Origin of the sequence: Papillibacter cinnamivorans DSM 12816 (assembly GCF_900176335.1) — a bacterium.
Lineage (GTDB): Bacteria > Bacillota > Clostridia > Oscillospirales > Oscillospiraceae > Papillibacter > Papillibacter cinnamivorans.
Genome location: NZ_FWXW01000006.1, coordinates 83,511 through 100,047, shown reverse-complemented (window position 1 = coordinate 100,047; position 16,537 = coordinate 83,511). Strand labels below are relative to the sequence as shown.

The 16,537-nt window shown below is 55.5% G+C and carries 13 protein-coding genes; 2 read left to right on the top strand and 11 right to left on the bottom strand.

The features are described 5' to 3' along the window. Positions 1 to 319: 319 nt before the first annotated feature. From B9A13_RS10285 to B9A13_RS10255, 7 genes are all read right to left on the bottom strand, one after another. Complete coding sequence (locus B9A13_RS10285) at positions 320 to 817, bottom strand: universal stress protein (RefSeq protein WP_084235072.1); 498 nt, start codon at positions 815 to 817, stop codon at positions 320 to 322. A gap of 306 nt (positions 818 to 1,123) precedes the next feature. Then, positions 1,124 to 1,534 (bottom strand): hypothetical protein, encoded by a 411-nt coding sequence (locus B9A13_RS10280; RefSeq protein ID WP_143806944.1) that lies wholly within the window; start codon positions 1,532 to 1,534, stop codon positions 1,124 to 1,126. Positions 1,535 to 1,764: 230 nt separating this feature from the next. Then, the gene (locus B9A13_RS10275; RefSeq protein ID WP_084235070.1) at positions 1,765 to 2,520 is read right to left on the bottom strand and encodes a polysaccharide deacetylase family protein; all 756 of its coding nucleotides are present in this window, start codon (positions 2,518 to 2,520) and stop codon (positions 1,765 to 1,767) included. Positions 2,521 to 2,886: 366 nt separating this feature from the next. Continuing rightward, positions 2,887 to 3,372, bottom strand: coding sequence for a prolyl-tRNA synthetase associated domain-containing protein (locus B9A13_RS10270; RefSeq protein ID WP_084235069.1), 486 nt, complete (start codon positions 3,370 to 3,372; stop codon positions 2,887 to 2,889). Positions 3,373 to 3,439: 67 nt separating this feature from the next. Further along, positions 3,440 to 6,871 carry a pyruvate carboxylase gene (locus B9A13_RS10265; RefSeq protein WP_084235068.1) on the bottom strand — a complete coding sequence of 1,144 codons (3,432 nt, stop codon included), beginning with the start codon at positions 6,869 to 6,871 and terminating at the stop codon, positions 3,440 to 3,442. A gap of 437 nt (positions 6,872 to 7,308) precedes the next feature. Further along, entirely contained in the window at positions 7,309 to 7,731 is a 423-nt protein-coding gene (locus tag B9A13_RS10260; protein ID WP_084235067.1) for a 4Fe-4S dicluster domain-containing protein, read from the bottom strand. After that, positions 7,715 to 9,844, bottom strand: a complete 2,130-nt coding sequence (locus tag B9A13_RS10255; protein WP_278309017.1) for a molybdopterin-containing oxidoreductase family protein — start codon at positions 9,842 to 9,844, stop codon at positions 7,715 to 7,717. Before B9A13_RS10255 ends, B9A13_RS10260 begins: the two co-directional genes overlap by 17 nt. A 459-nt stretch (positions 9,845 to 10,303) precedes the next feature. On the opposite strand from B9A13_RS10255, the gene B9A13_RS10250 reads away from it, so the two are divergent. Together B9A13_RS10250 and B9A13_RS10245 are read left to right on the top strand one after the other, a co-directional pair. Beyond that, positions 10,304 to 11,737, top strand: coding sequence for an N-acetylmuramoyl-L-alanine amidase family protein (locus tag B9A13_RS10250; RefSeq protein ID WP_084235065.1), 1,434 nt, complete (start codon positions 10,304 to 10,306; stop codon positions 11,735 to 11,737). Positions 11,738 to 11,941: 204 nt separating this feature from the next. Beyond that, positions 11,942 to 12,640, top strand: coding sequence for a phosphatase PAP2 family protein (locus B9A13_RS10245; protein ID WP_200809710.1), 699 nt, complete (start codon positions 11,942 to 11,944; stop codon positions 12,638 to 12,640). A 75-nt stretch (positions 12,641 to 12,715) separates the two neighbouring features. Here the strand turns inward: B9A13_RS10245 and B9A13_RS10240 are convergent, their stop codons facing one another. From B9A13_RS10240 to B9A13_RS10225, 4 genes are all read right to left on the bottom strand, one after another. Next, positions 12,716 to 13,693 carry a glycosyltransferase family 2 protein gene (locus B9A13_RS10240; protein ID WP_423241268.1) on the bottom strand — a complete coding sequence of 326 codons (978 nt, stop codon included), beginning with the start codon at positions 13,691 to 13,693 and terminating at the stop codon, positions 12,716 to 12,718. Positions 13,694 to 13,737: 44 nt separating this feature from the next. Next, the gene (gene glf, locus B9A13_RS10235; RefSeq protein WP_084235063.1) at positions 13,738 to 14,919 is read right to left on the bottom strand and encodes a UDP-galactopyranose mutase; all 1,182 of its coding nucleotides are present in this window, start codon (positions 14,917 to 14,919) and stop codon (positions 13,738 to 13,740) included. Positions 14,920 to 15,066: 147 nt separating this feature from the next. Further along, a complete protein-coding gene (locus B9A13_RS10230) occupies positions 15,067 to 15,708 on the bottom strand; it encodes a hypothetical protein (RefSeq protein ID WP_084235062.1) in 642 nt (213 codons plus the stop codon). 75 nt (positions 15,709 to 15,783) lie between these two features. Beyond that, positions 15,784 to 16,317: an inorganic diphosphatase gene (locus B9A13_RS10225; protein ID WP_084235061.1), complete on the bottom strand. Its 534-nt coding sequence runs from the start codon at positions 16,315 to 16,317 to the stop codon at positions 15,784 to 15,786. Positions 16,318 to 16,537: the final 220 nt, after the last annotated feature.

Below are 16,537 nucleotides of genomic sequence, written 5' to 3'. Positions count from 1 at the left end.
CCGGCAAATGCGGTAAAATAAAAACCTTATCCTTCCGACGGCGCTGTGCAGTATGCCCCGCACCGCGCAGAAATGACGGGTACCGCGCAGTTCTGCGCGGGCAAATTTGTCTCCCCCGCACCCTTGATCAGAGCAGGTTCCCGCTTTAAAAACCATGGTACCACACCTGTATGCGGGAAATCGGTCGGAGGTTCCTGTGCCGGATGTGTCTACTTTGCGGCGAAAACGCCGCAGAAACGGATAATAGATTAACTGAACAATAAAAAGCCGCCGAATCTTCAAATACGGCGGCTTTTTGAACGTATATCCAATGTCTGAATCAGTCGGCCTCGTCCTCCGCGTTGGTATGCACCACCAGCACCGGACACGGGGCTTCGGAGATGACTCTTTGGGTAACGGACCCCACAAAAAAGCGCTTGATTTTAGAAAAACCCCGATTCCCCATGACGATCAGGTCGGCGCCTTCTTCTTTTGCGGTCTTAAGAATGACTTCGTACGGCTCACCCATCAGCACTTCTTTTTCAGTGGGCAGCCCGTCACAACCGGCCTGGGTACAGATGGAGTCGATCATTTCGCTGGCCCGGCGGCGCAGCCTGGCGTATACCGCGTCATCGTCCATGGGTGAAATGGTGCCGCGAATCAAAGACCCGTCCAGCTGCTGCCACGCCTTTGCGTTCCTTTTATATGCCTGCAGATCGTCGGGCTTGATAACAGAGATTATTTTAATGGTATAGCCGTCTTTTTTTGCGATTTCGGCCGCTTTCTTAGCCGCGTTGACGGAAGCCCGGGAGCCGTCTACCGGTATAAGCAGTTTCATGCAGTTGCCACCCTTTCTTCTGTGAGGACGCTTTGATCTTCGCATCCGCGGCTCCTTTTGATAAGCCACCCTTCATTAAGTGAAGACAGGATGCCATAGCCTGATTATACAACATTTCTCCGAAAATGAAAACCTTCTGATAAAATGCTATAATTAAATCTCTATAATAACTGCCTTGACGCTGCAATTCCGGTATTCGGTGTGAACGCCAACGGTTTTTGGTACTGCATATTCATCACGCCATACCTAAAAATAAAATAGGAAGACCCATTTTTTCGTTTTAACTGTATATGCTGTGGGCAGCCCTCAGGCCTTTTTAACGACAGCCCAATCCGTTGCTGATTTCTGAATGATTTCAGCATTACTATATCTGCCCATACTATTCTTTATGGCATCAAGCCATTTTTCAAATCTCAGCGTAAATAAGTACTCATTTCCATCTTTTGTATGAACGCACAAAATATTATTATCGAACTGGATTTTCCGCCTGGAGACACCGGAAATTGAACTCAGAGGTATATCCAGAATCGCTTTGCCTTTTGACAAATTTGACAAGGCGCCCGCAAGTACTTTTAAAGCAACATTTTTTTGAAAAAACACAATTCTTTTGTTTGTCAGCTTCAATACCCCAACCTTGCCGGTCCAGGTGCTTGTCATAAGGTTCGTCTGGCTCTCCAGAATAACAAATTCATCTTGATCAAGAACGCTTTCTGGCATATATTTCTCCTCCATTTTTTCTGGTTTTTCCGCGGGCTGAGCAGCTTTATGCAAATCATCAAGCAAATTATATCGTATTAGGAAAATTAATACAAGTCTTACTAAATTTATTATGAATTCCAGCGTATATAAGTAGCGGCTTCTAAAATGCAAGCTTCATGTTGACGGTTACTGATATAAAAAGGCCCGGGCTGTTTTTACCCGCGCCTTTTTTGCATGCATATAGCTTTTTATCCTGCGATCTGCCGTCCGGTGTGGTCGATGGTATAATCGCCGTGTATGATGAGCTCCGACACCGGGACCATCTGGTATCCGTCCTGAATGAGCTTTTCGATAATGCCGGGAAGAGCCTCCGGCGTGTGGAGTGCCGCGTTGTGAAACAGAATGATGGATCCCGATTGGACCTTGTTCGTCACCCTCCGGGTGATCTCATCCGCAGCCAGCTCCTTCCAGTCCAAGCTGTCAACGTCCCATTGAATAGGCTCCATCCCCAGGGAACGGATGGCGGCAATCACCTTGTCGTCGTATTCCCCGTAAGGAGGGCGGAACAGGGTGGGCCTTACGCCGGTGACCTTCTCGATTTTATCGTTGCAGGCCTCCACATCCGCCAGGATCTGGTCCCGGGAGAGCTTGGTCATATGGGCGTGGGTGTCGGAGTGGTTCATTACCTCATGCCCCGCGTCGTGGAGAGCCTTTACCGATTCCGGGTACTTTTCCACCCAGTCCCCCACCACAAAAAACGTCGCTTTGACGTTGTATTTTCCCAGAATATCGATAAGCTTCTGGGTGTCCTCGTTTCCCCAGGCCGCGTCGAAGGTCAGAGAAACCAGCTTCTGGTCCCGCTGTACGCTGTAGATGGGCAGCTGCCGCGCAGTTCCGGAAACCCCCGCGACGGCGGGATAGTTCACCGCATAAATCATCCCCAGGGCCACAAGGATCCCCGCGAGGATCGTAAAGCGTTTCCGTTTCAGCAGCAAAATCTTCATACCGTTCTCCCTTCCCCTCTGTTCCGTGAGGAATCAAACTTTCCTTTCAGAAACCCGGCCCCCGCTTTCCCCCGGTTGTCTCCGCGGCCGCTTTGCCGACGGTACAATCTATGACCGGAGATTTTGATTTATACTAATCTTCGATGGACATGATGAATACAAAAATTGAGTATGCTTTGTCCTGCAAGGCAGAGAACGCATGCGGGCTTCCGCCCGTCAGGGAGGATAACAACGCAGGATAAAGCATACTCAATTTTTGTCATTCGTTTCATCGAAGATTTGTATGAAACTCCCTTTGTCTTCCGAAACAGGAAAAGAGAAAGGCGCCCGTCCGGTTTTCCGGAGGGGCGCCTTTTGCTTCTGTATTTATATTGGAACGGTACGGAAGGGATTTCCGTGGGCCTCGATCACCCGGCGGAGATCCTCACAGGCAATCCAGACAGTCTCCGTGTTGACGTTGGGGTGCACCCCCAGACGCTTTTCGCCGGAAAGCGCCTCGTCAAAGACCACCTCCACCTCACGCCCTTCGTCGTTGAGAATCCCGAAGGGCGTGACGGCCCCCTTGGACAGCTTCAGATACCGCATGAGCCGCTCCTCTGAGGCAAAGCTCAGCCGTGAAGTCTCCAGTGCCTCGGACAGCTTCCGCAGATCCGCCTGCTTGTCCTTCTGCAGCGACACGAGAAAATGCCGCCGTCCCTTGGCGTCCCGCAGAAACAGGTTCTTGCAGACGGCGCCGCCCGTAAACAGGCCCAGCTTGTCCATCTCCTCGATCGTATAAACCGGCGGATGGTTCACGGTTTCATATGAAATCCCCATACGGTCCAGGGTTTCAAATACCAATTCTCTTGACATGCCGCATCTCTCCCAAAGCGGAGGCCCCTCTGGCCGAGCGGCTGAGGGGCCTCCATCGTATTTCGTCTTATTTCATTACAATGAGAAGCTCTCCGGCCTTCACCGACTGGCCCGGCTTGATGAAGACTTCCTTGATGACCCCGTCCATGCGGGCGACCACGCTGGTCTCCATCTTCATGGCCTCGATTACGGCCAGCACCTGGTTCTCCTTCACCGCGTCCCCGGCCTTTACCATGACCTTGCTCACGGCGCCCGGGATGCTGGCTCCGATCTGGCTCTTGTCCTCGGGATCGGCTATGGTCACCGCCTGGGCGGAAACGGGAGCCGTGTTGTCCGGCACGGCCACCTCCCTGCGGGCGCCGTTGAGCTCAAACTGCACGTTGCGCGTGCCGTCCGGATTCAGGTCGCCCAGGCCCAGGTACTTGATTACCAAAGTCTTGCCGTCCTCGATGTTCACCTTGTTGGTCTCGCCCACGGCCAGCCCGTGGAAATACACGTGGCTGCCCAGCCGCATGATGTAACCGTGCTCCCGATAGGTCTTAAAATAGTCCTCCAGCACCTTGGGATACAGGCACCAGCTGAGGATATCCCGCCAGGTGGGATTGTGCTGGAACTTTTCGATCGTCTTCCGCGCGGCCTCGAAGTCCACGGGGGGAAGAAGCTCGCCGGGCCGTCCTCTGATGGGCTCTACGCCCTTGAGAACCACCCGCTGCAGATCCTCCGGGAAGCCCCATGCGGGCTGGCCCATCATTCCCTTGAAATAGCTCACGACGGAGTCCGGGAAGGTCAGGTTCTCGCCCTTGGAAACGATGTTTTCCGGCGTCAGGTCATTCTGCACCATGAAGATCGCCAGGTCTCCCACCATCTTGGAGGAGGGGGTGACCTTTACGATGTCTCCCAGCATGTCGTTGACCGTCTTGTATTTTTCCTTTACCTCGTCGAACCGGTGGCCCAGGCCCAGGCTCTCCACCTGGGGCTTGAGGTTTGTGTACTGGCCGCCGGGGATCTCGTACCGGTAGATGTCCGTGGCCGGGCTCTTGATGCCGGCTTCAAACACGTCGTACCGCTCCCGGATGTCGCTCCAGTAGTCGGTGAGCCCTTGGAGCTTCTGGAGATCCAGGCCGGTATCCCGCTCCTGCCGCTCCAGGGCGGCCACCACGGCGTTCATGGAGGGCTGACTGGTGAGGGAGGACATGCTGGAAATGGCCACGTCCACGATGTCCACTCCCGCCTCCGCCGCCATCAGCAGGGCCGCCACCTGGTTTCCGCTGGTGTCGTGGGTGTGCAGGTGCACCGGGATGCCGATTTCGTTTTTCAGCGCCGTCACCAGTTTTTTGGCCGCATAAGGCTTTATGAGGCCGGACATGTCCTTGATGCAGAGAGTATGAGCTCCCCGCTTTTCCAGCTCCTTGGCCATGTCCACGTAGTATTTTACGGTGTACTTGTCCCTGGACGGATCCAGGATGTCGCCGGTGTAGCAGATGCTGGCCTCGGCGATCTTTCCGCACTTGAGAACCTCGTCGATGGCGATCTCCATGCCGGGGATCCAGTTAAGAGAGTCGAAAATGCGGAACACGTCGATGCCGCTTTTTGCAGCCTCCCGGATGAACTCCCGGATCAGATTGTCCGGATAGTTGGTGTAGCCCACGGCGTTGGCGCCCCGCAGGAGCATCTGGAAGAGGATGTTGGGGATTTTCTCCCGCAGCAGGTCGATCCGCTCCCAGGGATCCTCGTGCAGGAAACGGTAGGCCACGTCGAAGGTCGCGCCGCCCCACATCTCCAGGGAGAAGGCATCTGCCAAAGCGTCCGCCATTCCCTCGGCTCCCTTCACCATGTCCCGGGTACGCACCCGGGTGGCCAGCAGCGACTGATGCGCATCACGCATGGTGGTGTCGCAGACCAGGAGCTTTTTCTGGGCAAGGACCCATTTCTGCACGGCTTCCGGGCCCTCTTTGTCCAGCATCTGCTTCAGGCCGGGCCTGGGCTGCTCCGTGACCTTGGGGAACCGGGGCGTCTCGTAGAGCTTCCGGCCCGCCGTGGGGTCGTTGACCACGATATTTGCGATGTACTTGAGCATCTTTGTCGCCCGGTCCTGGGAATCCTCGATCTTGAACAGTTCGGGCGTTTCGTCTATGAACTTGGTGTGGCACTTGCCGGCCCGGAAGGTGGGGTTGCTGAGGATATTGCTGATAAAGGCCATATTGGTCTTGACGCCCCGCACCCGGGTCTCGCTGATGGAACGAAGAGCTTTCCGGCAGGCGCCCTCGAAGGTGTTGTCGATCGTGGTGATCTTCACCAGCAGGCTGTCGTAATACGGGGAAATTTCGGCGCCCGAGTAAGCGTTGCCCGCGTCCAGCCGCACGCCGTAGCCGCCGCCGGAACGATAGGCCGTGATCTTCCCGGTGTCGGGAGCGAAATTGTTCTGGGGATCCTCCGTGGTGATCCGGCACTGGATGGAATAGCCCCGGGCCTTGACGTCGTTCTGGCTTTTAATGCCGATCTCGGGAGTGCTCAGAGGCTTGCCTTCCGCGATGAGTATCTGGGCCCGGACCAGATCGATGCCCGTCACCATCTCGGTTACGGTGTGCTCCACCTGGATCCGGGGGTTCATCTCGATGAAGAAGTGGTTCCCGCTTTTATCCACCAGAAACTCTACGGTTCCGGCGTTGATGTACCCGACTTCCTTTGCGATCTTCACGGCGTCCGCGTAGAGCTTTTTCCTGGTCTCCTCCGGTACGGCAAAGGCGGGGGTAAACTCCACCACCTTCTGATAGCGCCGCTGGAGAGAGCAGTCGCGCTCATACAGATGCACCACGTTGCCGTGTTCGTCCGCCAGAATCTGGACTTCCACGTGTTTGGGCTCTTCTATGAATTTTTCAATAAAAATATCGTCGTTTCCAAAGGCCTTTTTCGCCTCGCTGCGCACCAGGTCGAATGCGGGGATTACCTCCTCCGGTTTGCTGCACCGGCGCATGCCCCGGCCGCCGCCGCCGGCCGCCGCCTTGAGGATGACGGGAAATCCGTAGTTTACGGCCTTTTCCAGCGCGTCCTGTCCGTCCTTCAGGGGCACGGTGCTGCCCGGAATGATGGGAACGCCGCACCGGATTGCAATCGCCTTGGCGTTGAGCTTGTCGCCCATCTGGGCAAGAACGCTGGAGGGGGGCCCGATGAACTTGATTCCGTTGTCTTCGCAGGCTTTGGCAAAATTCGGGTTTTCCGATAAAAATCCGTATCCCGGATGGATGGCGTCCGCCCCTCTGCGCTTGGCCTCGGCGATGATCCAGTCGATGTCCAGATACGCGCCCAGGGGGCTGTGGCTCTCGTCTACCTGATACGATTCGTCCGCCTTGGTCCGGAATAAATTATAAACGTCCTCCTTGGAATAGATTGCAACCGTGTTGAGCCCCAGGTCATAGCAGGCGCGAAAAATTCGGATTGCAATCTCGCCCCGGTTGGCCACAAGTACCTTCTTGAAATCCTTTACCTCAGTCTGTGCCACTTTACCAATCAATCCTTCCGTCCGGGTCTAGAGCATCAATGGGTACAGCAGCGCTGGAGGCGTGATCCCCTTTGATACGCGACCTTCGTTATTTACGGCAGCCGTATAAGGCTGCCGATGGGTGAAGTGCTCCGCCCCGGCCAATCGGAATGGTGAAAAGAAACCAGGGGGATTCCTTCCTTTGTCTTTCGATTTTATTATACGATATGTAAAAGATTTTTGCAATATAAACGATGCCGAATTGCAAATTAATAGTGCTCCCCGGATTGGGGAATTTGCCCTGTATTTATGCCCCGTCCGCTTTTACGCCGGTTTCCGGCACTGCCATGCTCCCGCAGTATATTGCATACAGGCGGAAGCCGCGTTTCCTTTCCCGGGGAAAATCCATCGGGAAAAGTCTGTTTCGGGTCCGCATCCGCGTTTAACAAACGGCGGGACTATCGGTCAAACTGAAGCGCCTGTTGGGGGCATGCCGCCACGCAGGCGGGAAGCAGCCCCCTTCGCACCCGCTCGATGCACCCGTCGCATTTCTGAATTATGTGATTCTCGTCAAAGGAAATCGCGCCGAACGGGCAGGCCTCGGCGCATTTTCCGCATCCGATGCAGGGCGCCCGGTTATGTACCACAAGGCCGGTCTCCGGGTCCTTTACAATGCAGCCGTTGGGACAGGCCGGAGCGCATTTTGTGGTCACACAGTGGAGGCACCCTCTGGAGTCGAAGGCGATCTGGACCTCTCCCGCCTCCACCCTTTCCCGGCGGACTATCCTCCGAAGGGGAGAAGTGCGGTCCCTCTCGTCCATGCAGGCCACCACGCAGACGCCGCAGCCGGTGCACCTGGTCGTGTCACAGTGTATTCCCATTGCTTATCCTCCTGACGGCGCAGCGCATGGCCCGGAACGCGGGATATCCGGTATACGGGTCCAGATGGTTGGAAACGATGATGGAACTCACGTCCGCCTCCTCGTAATCCGGCAGCATGTGGACCGTTCCGGGGAGAATGGAAATACTGAGGTTAGCCTTGATGCGTATGCTCCCGCCGGGGGTGGAGATCTCCATATCGTCCCCCTGCCTGAGGTCCAGGGCCTCGGCGTCCGACGGATTCATATCGGCCATTGCGTCCGGCCGCAGAGCCCGCAGCCAGTTGACACGGTGCATCCTGGAGTGGAACGCGAAGGGCATCCGGTTTCCTACCGACAGAATGAAGGGGTATTCCTTGGAATCCGCCTTGTCCAGGGAAGACACATATTCCGGCAGCGGCAGAAGACCTCTGACGCCGCAGGACTCGATCACGGTGGATTTCAGCTCGTATTTTCCGGTGGGCGTGGAAAATCCGCCTGAGGTATACTCCCCCGGCTCCGGTCTGCGAAGGCGCGGCAGAAGGATTGGTTCGTCCGACCGCTTCACTGCCTCGATGCCGTAAGGCAGCCGCCGCATCATCCGGGCCCAGCACGCGTCGGTGCCCCCCCGCAGCACGTCGTCCCCCAGCTTCAGCGTTTCCGCCAGAGAACAGATGATATCCGTATCCGGTCTGGCCTCCCCCGGAGGAAAAATCACCGGTTTTGTGTAGTACAACGAGTTTCCCACTCTTCGAAGCTCTCCCCGTTCAAAGGAAGAGCAGGCGGGAAATACGATATCCGCGTAGCGGGTGGTGGGAGTTGAAAATAAATCGGCGGTGACAAAAAAGTCCAGATCGCCGAGGGCCTGATACATTTCCCGGTTGTTGGGGAATCTTCCGGCATTCATTCCGAAGGCGCAGAGAGCGCGGACAGGATACGGCTCCGAAGAGAGAATCTGCCGGGGCAGATCCATGGTCTGAAACTCGCGGGCGTATTTGGCCCAGAGAGGAAACCGCCGGCTGCCGATTCGGGGCCGGGCTCCCCGGGGGCTGGTTTCCAGGACAAAACCTTCCGTGTCGAGTTCCGCGGCTCCGCTATTGAGATTGCTCCCCCATCCCACCGGGAGCATTCCTCCCTTACGGTCGAAATTTCCCGTGATGGCGCAGAGTGCGTCGATGGCGCGGCAGGTCTGCATCCCGTTTTTCTGCTGGGTGATGCCGCCGTCCGACTTCCAGACGGCAAGGGGCCCGTTGCCCATGATGAGACGGGCTGCGTTCCGGATTTTTCGCTCCGGAAGGCCGGTGATCTCCGACACGGTTTTGAGATCGAAGCGCTCCACATAGGATGCGTATTCCGGGAAGCCGTAAACATGCTCCTGGATAAACTGCGTATCGATCCACCTGGAATGGATAAAAATCCTGGCTAGGCCGTGGGCCAGGGCAGCATCGGTGCCCGGCCGGATGTGCAGGTGCTGGTCTCCCAGCTTATAGGTACTAACCGTGGTCCTGGGATCGACAACGATGATTTTCATACCCCGCCGTTTCTGGGCAAGCGCCGGAGGCTCCGTCACCACGTCGCCGCTGTATTGGTTGCATCCCCACATCAGAAGCACCCCGGCGTTTTCCAGATCCGGTTCGGCCCCGGTGCCCGCTGAAATCTTTCCCGCAATCACAGCCGCCTGGCCAGACATGCTCCCTTCGCTCCCGAAATTTACCGATCCGAAGGAATGGGCAAACCTTTCCAGAAATACCTGATGCCAGCCGCCGGCACCGGAATAAAAGGCCACGGAGTCCCCCCCGTAGAGCTTTCGTATCCCGTCCAGCCGCTCGGCGGTTTCGGAAAGCGCCTCTTCCCAGGAGACGGGAACGAACTTCCCGCCTCCCCGCGCTCCCGACCTGCGCAGCGGAACCGTAAGCCTGTCCTCATGGTAGATATACTGGCGGCTGGCGTGACCCTTGGCGCAAAGATACCCGCTGCCAAAGCCCGGGGCCTTGCACCCCTCCACCTTGACAACCACACCGTTCTTCACATATGCATCCGCCCAACATCCCGCATTGCAAATATCACATACGGCGCGCTTCACTTCAATTCCCGTATCCGCACCGGCAATTTTCAATCCGCTGGCTGTTTCCTGCATTGACATGGCATCCCCTCCTGCAGAATCCCGCATGGCCTTAATTATATCAGACTACAGGAAAAATGGATATAGAAGATTTTTATAACCGCCGGTTTGTAAGGAATGGCTCTCCGTTCATGGGAATCGGAAAGACCGGCGTACCGCCGGTATAACCGTTTCGGCCGCCTGCAGCTGCGCGGTTCTGCGGGCTTTCTTCTTTTCATTCCTCAATCCATGGCGGAAAAGCGTCGTTTTTTAAGGGAACTTGTCTCTGGAAAATCCGTCTATCCTGGCGGTGCCGTTTCATTTGACAGGTGAAATTGCAGGACAGGGAAAAAGATGATTCAAACAGAACGGGAATCGGCAGTTTGTCCGGTTTTAGCCGAAATGGGAATGGTTTTCTGTCAGCACTTGACATAAAACCTTTTATTATGTAAAATAATAGGGAATTTATGCCGATGCGGGACAGGAGGCTTGGAGATGAAGCGGATTGCGTGGTTTCTTTCGGTTGTGTTGCTTCTTTCTAACCTATTGGGAGTTCCCGCGGCCGCGGCTTCCGGCACGGTTGCGCTGGGCATTTTCCATCCGGACACCGGCCAGTATCGGCAGACCCAGGTGCAAACGGCGCAGCTCATCTTTGACGGAGAGCCGATTCAAAGCGACATGCCCTCCTTTATCCTCAATTCCCGCACCATGGTCCCCGTACGGATTCTTGCCGAACGGCTGAGCGCCGAGGTCCTGTGGGTTCCGGACAACCAGCAGGTCATCATTCTCAGTGAAAAAAACACCATCGTCCTCACCATCGGCTCCCCTGTCGCCCAGGTTGACGGGGTGGACACCACCCTTCCCGACGGGGTTTCCGTAGGGCTTGCAAAGTATGACGGGGTGGAGCGCACTTTGGTGCCCCTGCGGTTCGTATCCGAACAGCTGGGCGCGGAAGTTACGTGGGATAACGACACTTACACGGCGTCCGTCACCTCGCCGGCGCCCTCGGCGGTATATTCCGTCACGGATATTGCCGCGGATCCGGCCTCGTGTCTGGTCACCATCGCCACTTCTTCCCGGCCGGACTGCAATATCAAGGATTTCGGGAACCGGGTCGTCATCGACATACTGGACGCAGTGCTGACCTCCGGAATGCCGGGCTCTGTCGCCGTAAACGGCAGTCTGGTAAAGGCGGTTCGCTACTCCCAGTATGATCAGTACTATAAGGATCATGCCCGCGTCGTCCGGGTGGTGCTGGACCTCACGGATACCGCCTCCTATTCGGATTTTTCCTTTGAAACCGGGGATACCGGGCTCCTGATCCGCCCCGCCGAGAGCGGAGAAGCGCCTCCGGTGGTAACGCCGGACCCCTCGGTGGACTATAGCCAATTCACCGTCGTCCTCGATCCCGGACACGGGGGAGCGGACTGCGGCGCCATCTACGAGGGAGTAAACGAAAAGGACATCAATCTCGCGGTCGCCCTGAAGGTCCGCTCGCTTCTGGAACAGGCCAGGGTGAATGTCATTATGACCCGCGACGAGGATGTGACGGTGGGGCTTTATACCCGGGCTCCCCTTGCCAACGACGCCCAGGCGGACATATTCGTCAGTATTCACAGCAACGCCAGCAGCACCAGCAACACGGTCCAGGGGATATATACCTGCTACTATGCCGACGCGACGCCCGGCTGCGATCTCGCCGAAACCCTTCAGACCGCTGTGATATCCTCCACCGGCGCATTTGACCGCGGCCTTCAGTGCCACCCGGATTATGTGGTGCTGCGCTATACCAAGATGCCCGCCGTCCTCATTGAAATGGGCTTCATGAGTACGCCCGCAGAGCTTTCCTGTCTGATGGACGACGGGTATCGAGACAGTCTGGCCTCGGGGATCGCCGGCGGGATCCTGAACTATCTGAGCGCGGACTGACGGGCCTTCCCGCATTTACATCCGGGAGGGCAGAAACGCGGCAGCCGTGATATTTTATTTAAAATTCGGCTTTTAGCTGTTATTTTGTCGCTAAAACGCCGCCTAATCTTAATAATCTTTTAACAATTTTCTTCTGGTATCTTAAAATCTGAGTGCTATAATAATGACTAATGAAAAACCCGCAGGACACGGGCGGAGGAAATCATGGCTGAAAAAGTGAAAAAAATTCTGTACCAATACAGGCACGGAGTTATATTGAGTTACTTCCTCGTTTATATCGGTTTCTTCATGATGCTGGAGGAGAACGTACGGGTAAAATACGTCATGCGCTCCTGGCTGGACGCTTACATACCGTTTCAGGAAGCCTTTATCATACCCTACTTCATGTGGTTCTTCTATGTGGGCTCGGTTATTGTCTATCTGATGCTGAAATCGAAACGGGATTTTTACAGGGCCTGCATGTTTCTCTTTACGGGAATGAGCCTGTGCCTCGTTTTTTACGCGCTCTTTCCCAACGGGCAGTACCTGCGTCCCCATGTATTCCCCCGGGACAATTTCCTTGTGGATATGGTCAGGTATATTTACGCCCATGACACTCCTACCAACGTCTGTCCCAGCATCCACGTGCTCAATTCCATCGGCATCAACATCGCCGTGCAAAAATCGGAAGTGTTCCGAAACCGGCGGAAGCTGCGGAGGTCTTCAACGGTGCTGATGATCCTGATCTGCATGTCCACGGTATTCTTGAAGCAGCATTCCGTAATCGACGTCATCTGCGCCATTCTCCTGAGCATTCCTCTGTACCTGCTGGCTTATCGGGTCGAATGGAAGCGCTTTGTTCCTCTTAAGGAAGAGGAAGAACCCATTTCCATCAAGCAGGGAAGCACCATTCACTGGAACTGAACGACAAGTCAATAAAAAGCGCTGCGGATCACATCCGCAGCGCTTTCTGATTACCGGCTTTGATTCAAATTTCTATCAGTTGAATTTATAGATCTTTCGCGCCACCCGGTACAGGGAAACGGAAGCCTTCCTGCCGCCGTAGCCCGGAAGATGGGCGACGAGGCCGATGGAACGGTACTTCATATGGTGATACAGGGCGGAGTCCTTGGTGCGCAGATACTCCCACAGCTCGGTTTTTTTCCCCAGGCTCTCCGGTGTCCCGGATATGGTGAGAAAAATGGAGGAGATCACCATCATCATGCACAGGTAGCTGAACATATAGCGGGCCAGTCTGTTCCCCGCCTTCAGCGCCACTTCCCTCAAATCATGGGAATCGATCATGATGCGGGTCACCCGTACCTGCTGGTCGACCCTGCGAACCATCACCTGTTCGTTGACGGATTGGTCCGAGCGCCCGATGAAATACCGGTAGAAATCCAGGTCCATGTAGTACATGGTTTTTACCCAGGGGAGGGGTTGGTATACGAAGATATTGTCCACGTAGAACGTATGCTTGGGAAGCACCAGTCCGCAGTCCCGGAGAAGCTGCGTTCTGTAAAACACGGAGTGCATCAGCAAATACTGGGACGGCCGAAAGCGTCCGATATCCTCCCAGGTGAAGATCCTGTCCTGAGGCAGAACATTGGTGTAGCGAACGGCATGCTCGCTGTTGTCTTCCGCGTGCTCGTAAACGTAATTGCAGATAAAAAGATCCGGTCCCCTGCCCTGGGCGATCAGCCGTCGCAGGGTCTCCACGACCTCTTTCAGGCTTTCCGTATCCGCCCAGTCGTCGGAATCCACCACCTTGTAATAGACCCCCACGGCGTTTCGAAGCCCGGTATTGACGCCCTCGCCGTGTCCGCCGTTTTCCTGATGGATCGCCCGCACGATGGATGGGTATCGCCGCTGGTACTCGTCCGCGATTTCTCCGGTCCTGTCAGTAGATCCGTCGTCGATGAGAAGGATCTCCACCTCGTCTCCCCCGGTGAGCAGTGTATGGATACAGTGCTCCATATACGCCTCAGAGTTATAGCAGGGAACTGCGAACGTGATGACCTTCACTTTCTTATCCCTCCCTGCGCGATCAGCCTGTCGCCCAGCAGCAGAGCTTTCTCGGCAATGGCATCCATATTGTAGTATTTGTATTCCGCGAGCCTGCCTAAAAGATAAAAATCCGGCAGGCCGGAGGCCTCAGAGGAATATTTCTCATATTGGCTTGCCGAATCCGGATTGTTCACGGCGTAATAAGGCGTCTCCCCCGGCGCTCCGGTGTAAGCCCTGGAAAACTCCTTGACGATGGTGGTGCGCTCGTTAAGCTTCTGCCCCGTCAGGTACTTGAATTCCGTAATGCGGGTATACGCCTCGTCCACCGTGTAATTTACCGTGCCGTAAGTCTGGAACCAGGTTTCCGGATAGGTTTCAAACTGGAAATCCAGCGTGCGGTACGGCAGCCTTCCGAACCGGCAGCCCAAAAGCTCGTCGGCGGGGCCGGTGTAAACCACCGTGCCGGAAAAAGGTTTGCCATCGAAAAAGATCCTTCCGCCGTCGATCCGAAGCAGATCCAGCGCGTCGGTTTTCAGCCTCAGCTCGATATTGGGGTGATCCAGCAGCCTCTCGAACAGGGCGGTATATCCCTCCGCGGGAATCCCCTGATAGCGATCCTGAAAATACCGGTCGTCCCGGGAGATGAAAATGGGTACCCGCGCCGTCACCTCGGGGTCGGTCTCCTCGGGAGTGGTTCCCCACTGTTTCTGCGTGTAATATAAAAATACGTTCCGATAGACATAATCGGCAAGTTCCGTGAGTTCCGGATCCGCGGATCTCCGCAGCTCCAAAATCGGCACCTTGCGCTCTCTGCCGTAAGTCTCCGTCAGCTTTCCTTCGATTCGGGACGCCTTTTCCGCCTCGAAAGCCAGATCCAGGGAATTGAGGTTAAACGGAACGGGCAGATACTTCCCGTAAACGCTGCATACCACCTTGTGTTCATAGGGTCTCCAGGCGGTGAATCGTGACAGATATTCGTATACTCTCCGGCTGTTTGAGTGAAAAATATGCGGGCCGTACCGATGAATCAGAACGCCCGCCTGATCGATGCAGTCATAAGCGTTGCCGCCGATATGGTCCCGCTTTTCCAGCAGTAAAACCCGCCTGCCGCCCCGCTCCGCCAGTTCCCGGGCGATGATTCCGCCTGCAAAACCGCATCCTATTACAAGGCATTCGGCATCCATGGTTTTCGTCATAGGCTCCTCCGGGTAAAACGTGAATTGGATAAACCGCCGCCCGTCGGATTGACCTCCGGGCCGCTGCCAGTCTTATTCTAACATAGGTTGATAGGAAAAGATACTGCGCGCCGCCTTAATATTTGATTAATTTTCCTCGGAGCCGCCTCAATGGGAAAACGGGAGAAAGGTCTCCAGCATCTGCCCCAGCCGGGACCCGTGTCCCTCCTGTGCTTCCGCCGGGCAGGTGATTTTCAGGACGAAAACCCCGTCCCCGTCGTTGATCAGGTACGCCTGCATCACGAGAGAATCCGCCTTATCCCCGGTGCTGGCGCTGATTGCCGTCGCCATGAGGCCGCTGTCTCCGATCTCAATCTCTCCCAGATAGGAAATATCCGTATATTCGGGGTAATCGTTCATATACTTCGGTTCCAGGGTCTGCGCGTCGGCTCCCGCCAGGTACCTCACCTCCATGGACACGTTTGCCACAGACTGGCCAGAGGGCGTGATCCTGTCGGCGCCGTCCGAGTATTCTGCCTGATAGCGCGAGGTATCCACGTACATAGAATAGAGAAGCGGGCTGACGTACAGCTCGGTTTCAACAGTTTCGTCCAGGCCTTCCACCCGAAATACCTGCTCTGTCGTCTCCGGCCGTTCCGTGCGCATGGTGGGAGAAACAGTTTCGGTGGGACTGGCGGTCGGCGGAAGGGTCGGCGAAGGGGTCGCGGTGGGCTGTGTGGTTCCGCCGCAGCCGGCTGCGATTCCGGCCAGCAGTATGGCGGTTAAAATAACGGCATAGCTTCGTTTCATAATTTCTCCTTCCGGTAAATCGGATCGGGAACAGAGCCTGTTTTGTATCATTGTCTCCGGTTTTCGCCCTGATCTTCAGCGGCAGTATTTTCCCCGGTAGTTTTCAATTGCGGAGCGGATGATCTTCACCGCATCCTCCCGTCCGCTGGTCTCCTTCACGGCGGTCTGCTTGTTTTCCAGTTCTTTATAGACCGTGAAAAAATGGGACATTTCCGCGAATATATGGTTGGGAAGCTGGCTGATATCCGTATAGGAATGATAACTGGGATCGGAAAAAGGAATGGCCAGAATTTTCTCATCCTGCCTCCCGTTGTCCACCATGGATATGACCCCGATGGGATAACAGCGCACTAAAGTCATGGGGTCGATCTGCTCCGAACACAGCACCAGCACGTCCAGCGGATCCATGTCGTCGGCATACGTGCGGGGGATAAAGCCGTAATTGGCCGGATAATGGGTGGAGGTATAGAGGATCCGGTCTAAAATCAGCATTCCCGTTTCCTTATCCAGCTCGTATTTTTTCTTGCTCCCCTTGCTGATTTCAATCACGGCCAGAAAATCCTCCGGAGAAATACGGGATGGGTTAACATCGTGCCAAATGTTTTTCATAAGAGGCTCCTCCCGGGGCGCATCTCGCGCCGCGGCTTGATTTCTGCGCGCGCCCTCATGGAAGGCACTTGCGCGTATTTGTGTCTCGCGTGCCTTCGCAAAGGCGCGGTCCTTCCCCGTTCCATGGGATAACCGAGTTTTTCGACGGTCTCAACAGCCGCCCTGCGGTTTTTGACGTTCTTGAGGTTGAGGTTATTATACCACAAACGCGAAGCATTTC

Excerpts from the sequence above, each read along its gene's own strand:
- B9A13_RS10260 (WP_084235067.1), bottom strand. The coding sequence starts at position 7,731 with ATGGGAATACACTGTGACACGACCAGGTGCACCGGCTGCGGCGTCTGC.
- B9A13_RS10280 (WP_143806944.1), bottom strand. The coding sequence starts at position 1,534 with ATGCCAGAAAGCGTTCTTGATCAAGATGAATTTGTTATTCTGGAGAGC.
- B9A13_RS10285 (WP_084235072.1), bottom strand. The coding sequence starts at position 817 with ATGAAACTGCTTATACCGGTAGACGGCTCCCGGGCTTCCGTCAACGCG.
- B9A13_RS10270 (WP_084235069.1), bottom strand. The coding sequence starts at position 3,372 with ATGTCAAGAGAATTGGTATTTGAAACCCTGGACCGTATGGGGATTTCA.
- B9A13_RS10230 (WP_084235062.1), bottom strand. The coding sequence starts at position 15,708 with ATGAAACGAAGCTATGCCGTTATTTTAACCGCCATACTGCTGGCCGGA.
- B9A13_RS10275 (WP_084235070.1), bottom strand. The coding sequence starts at position 2,520 with ATGAAGATTTTGCTGCTGAAACGGAAACGCTTTACGATCCTCGCGGGG.
- B9A13_RS10240 (WP_423241268.1), bottom strand. The coding sequence starts at position 13,693 with ATGGAGCACTGTATCCATACACTGCTCACCGGGGGAGACGAGGTGGAG.
- B9A13_RS10225 (WP_084235061.1), bottom strand. The coding sequence starts at position 16,317 with ATGAAAAACATTTGGCACGATGTTAACCCATCCCGTATTTCTCCGGAG.
- B9A13_RS10250 (WP_084235065.1), top strand. The coding sequence starts at position 10,304 with ATGAAGCGGATTGCGTGGTTTCTTTCGGTTGTGTTGCTTCTTTCTAAC.
- B9A13_RS10245 (WP_200809710.1), top strand. The coding sequence starts at position 11,942 with ATGGCTGAAAAAGTGAAAAAAATTCTGTACCAATACAGGCACGGAGTT.
- glf (WP_084235063.1), bottom strand. The coding sequence starts at position 14,919 with ATGACGAAAACCATGGATGCCGAATGCCTTGTAATAGGATGCGGTTTT.
- B9A13_RS10255 (WP_278309017.1), bottom strand. The coding sequence starts at position 9,844 with ATGCAGGAAACAGCCAGCGGATTGAAAATTGCCGGTGCGGATACGGGA.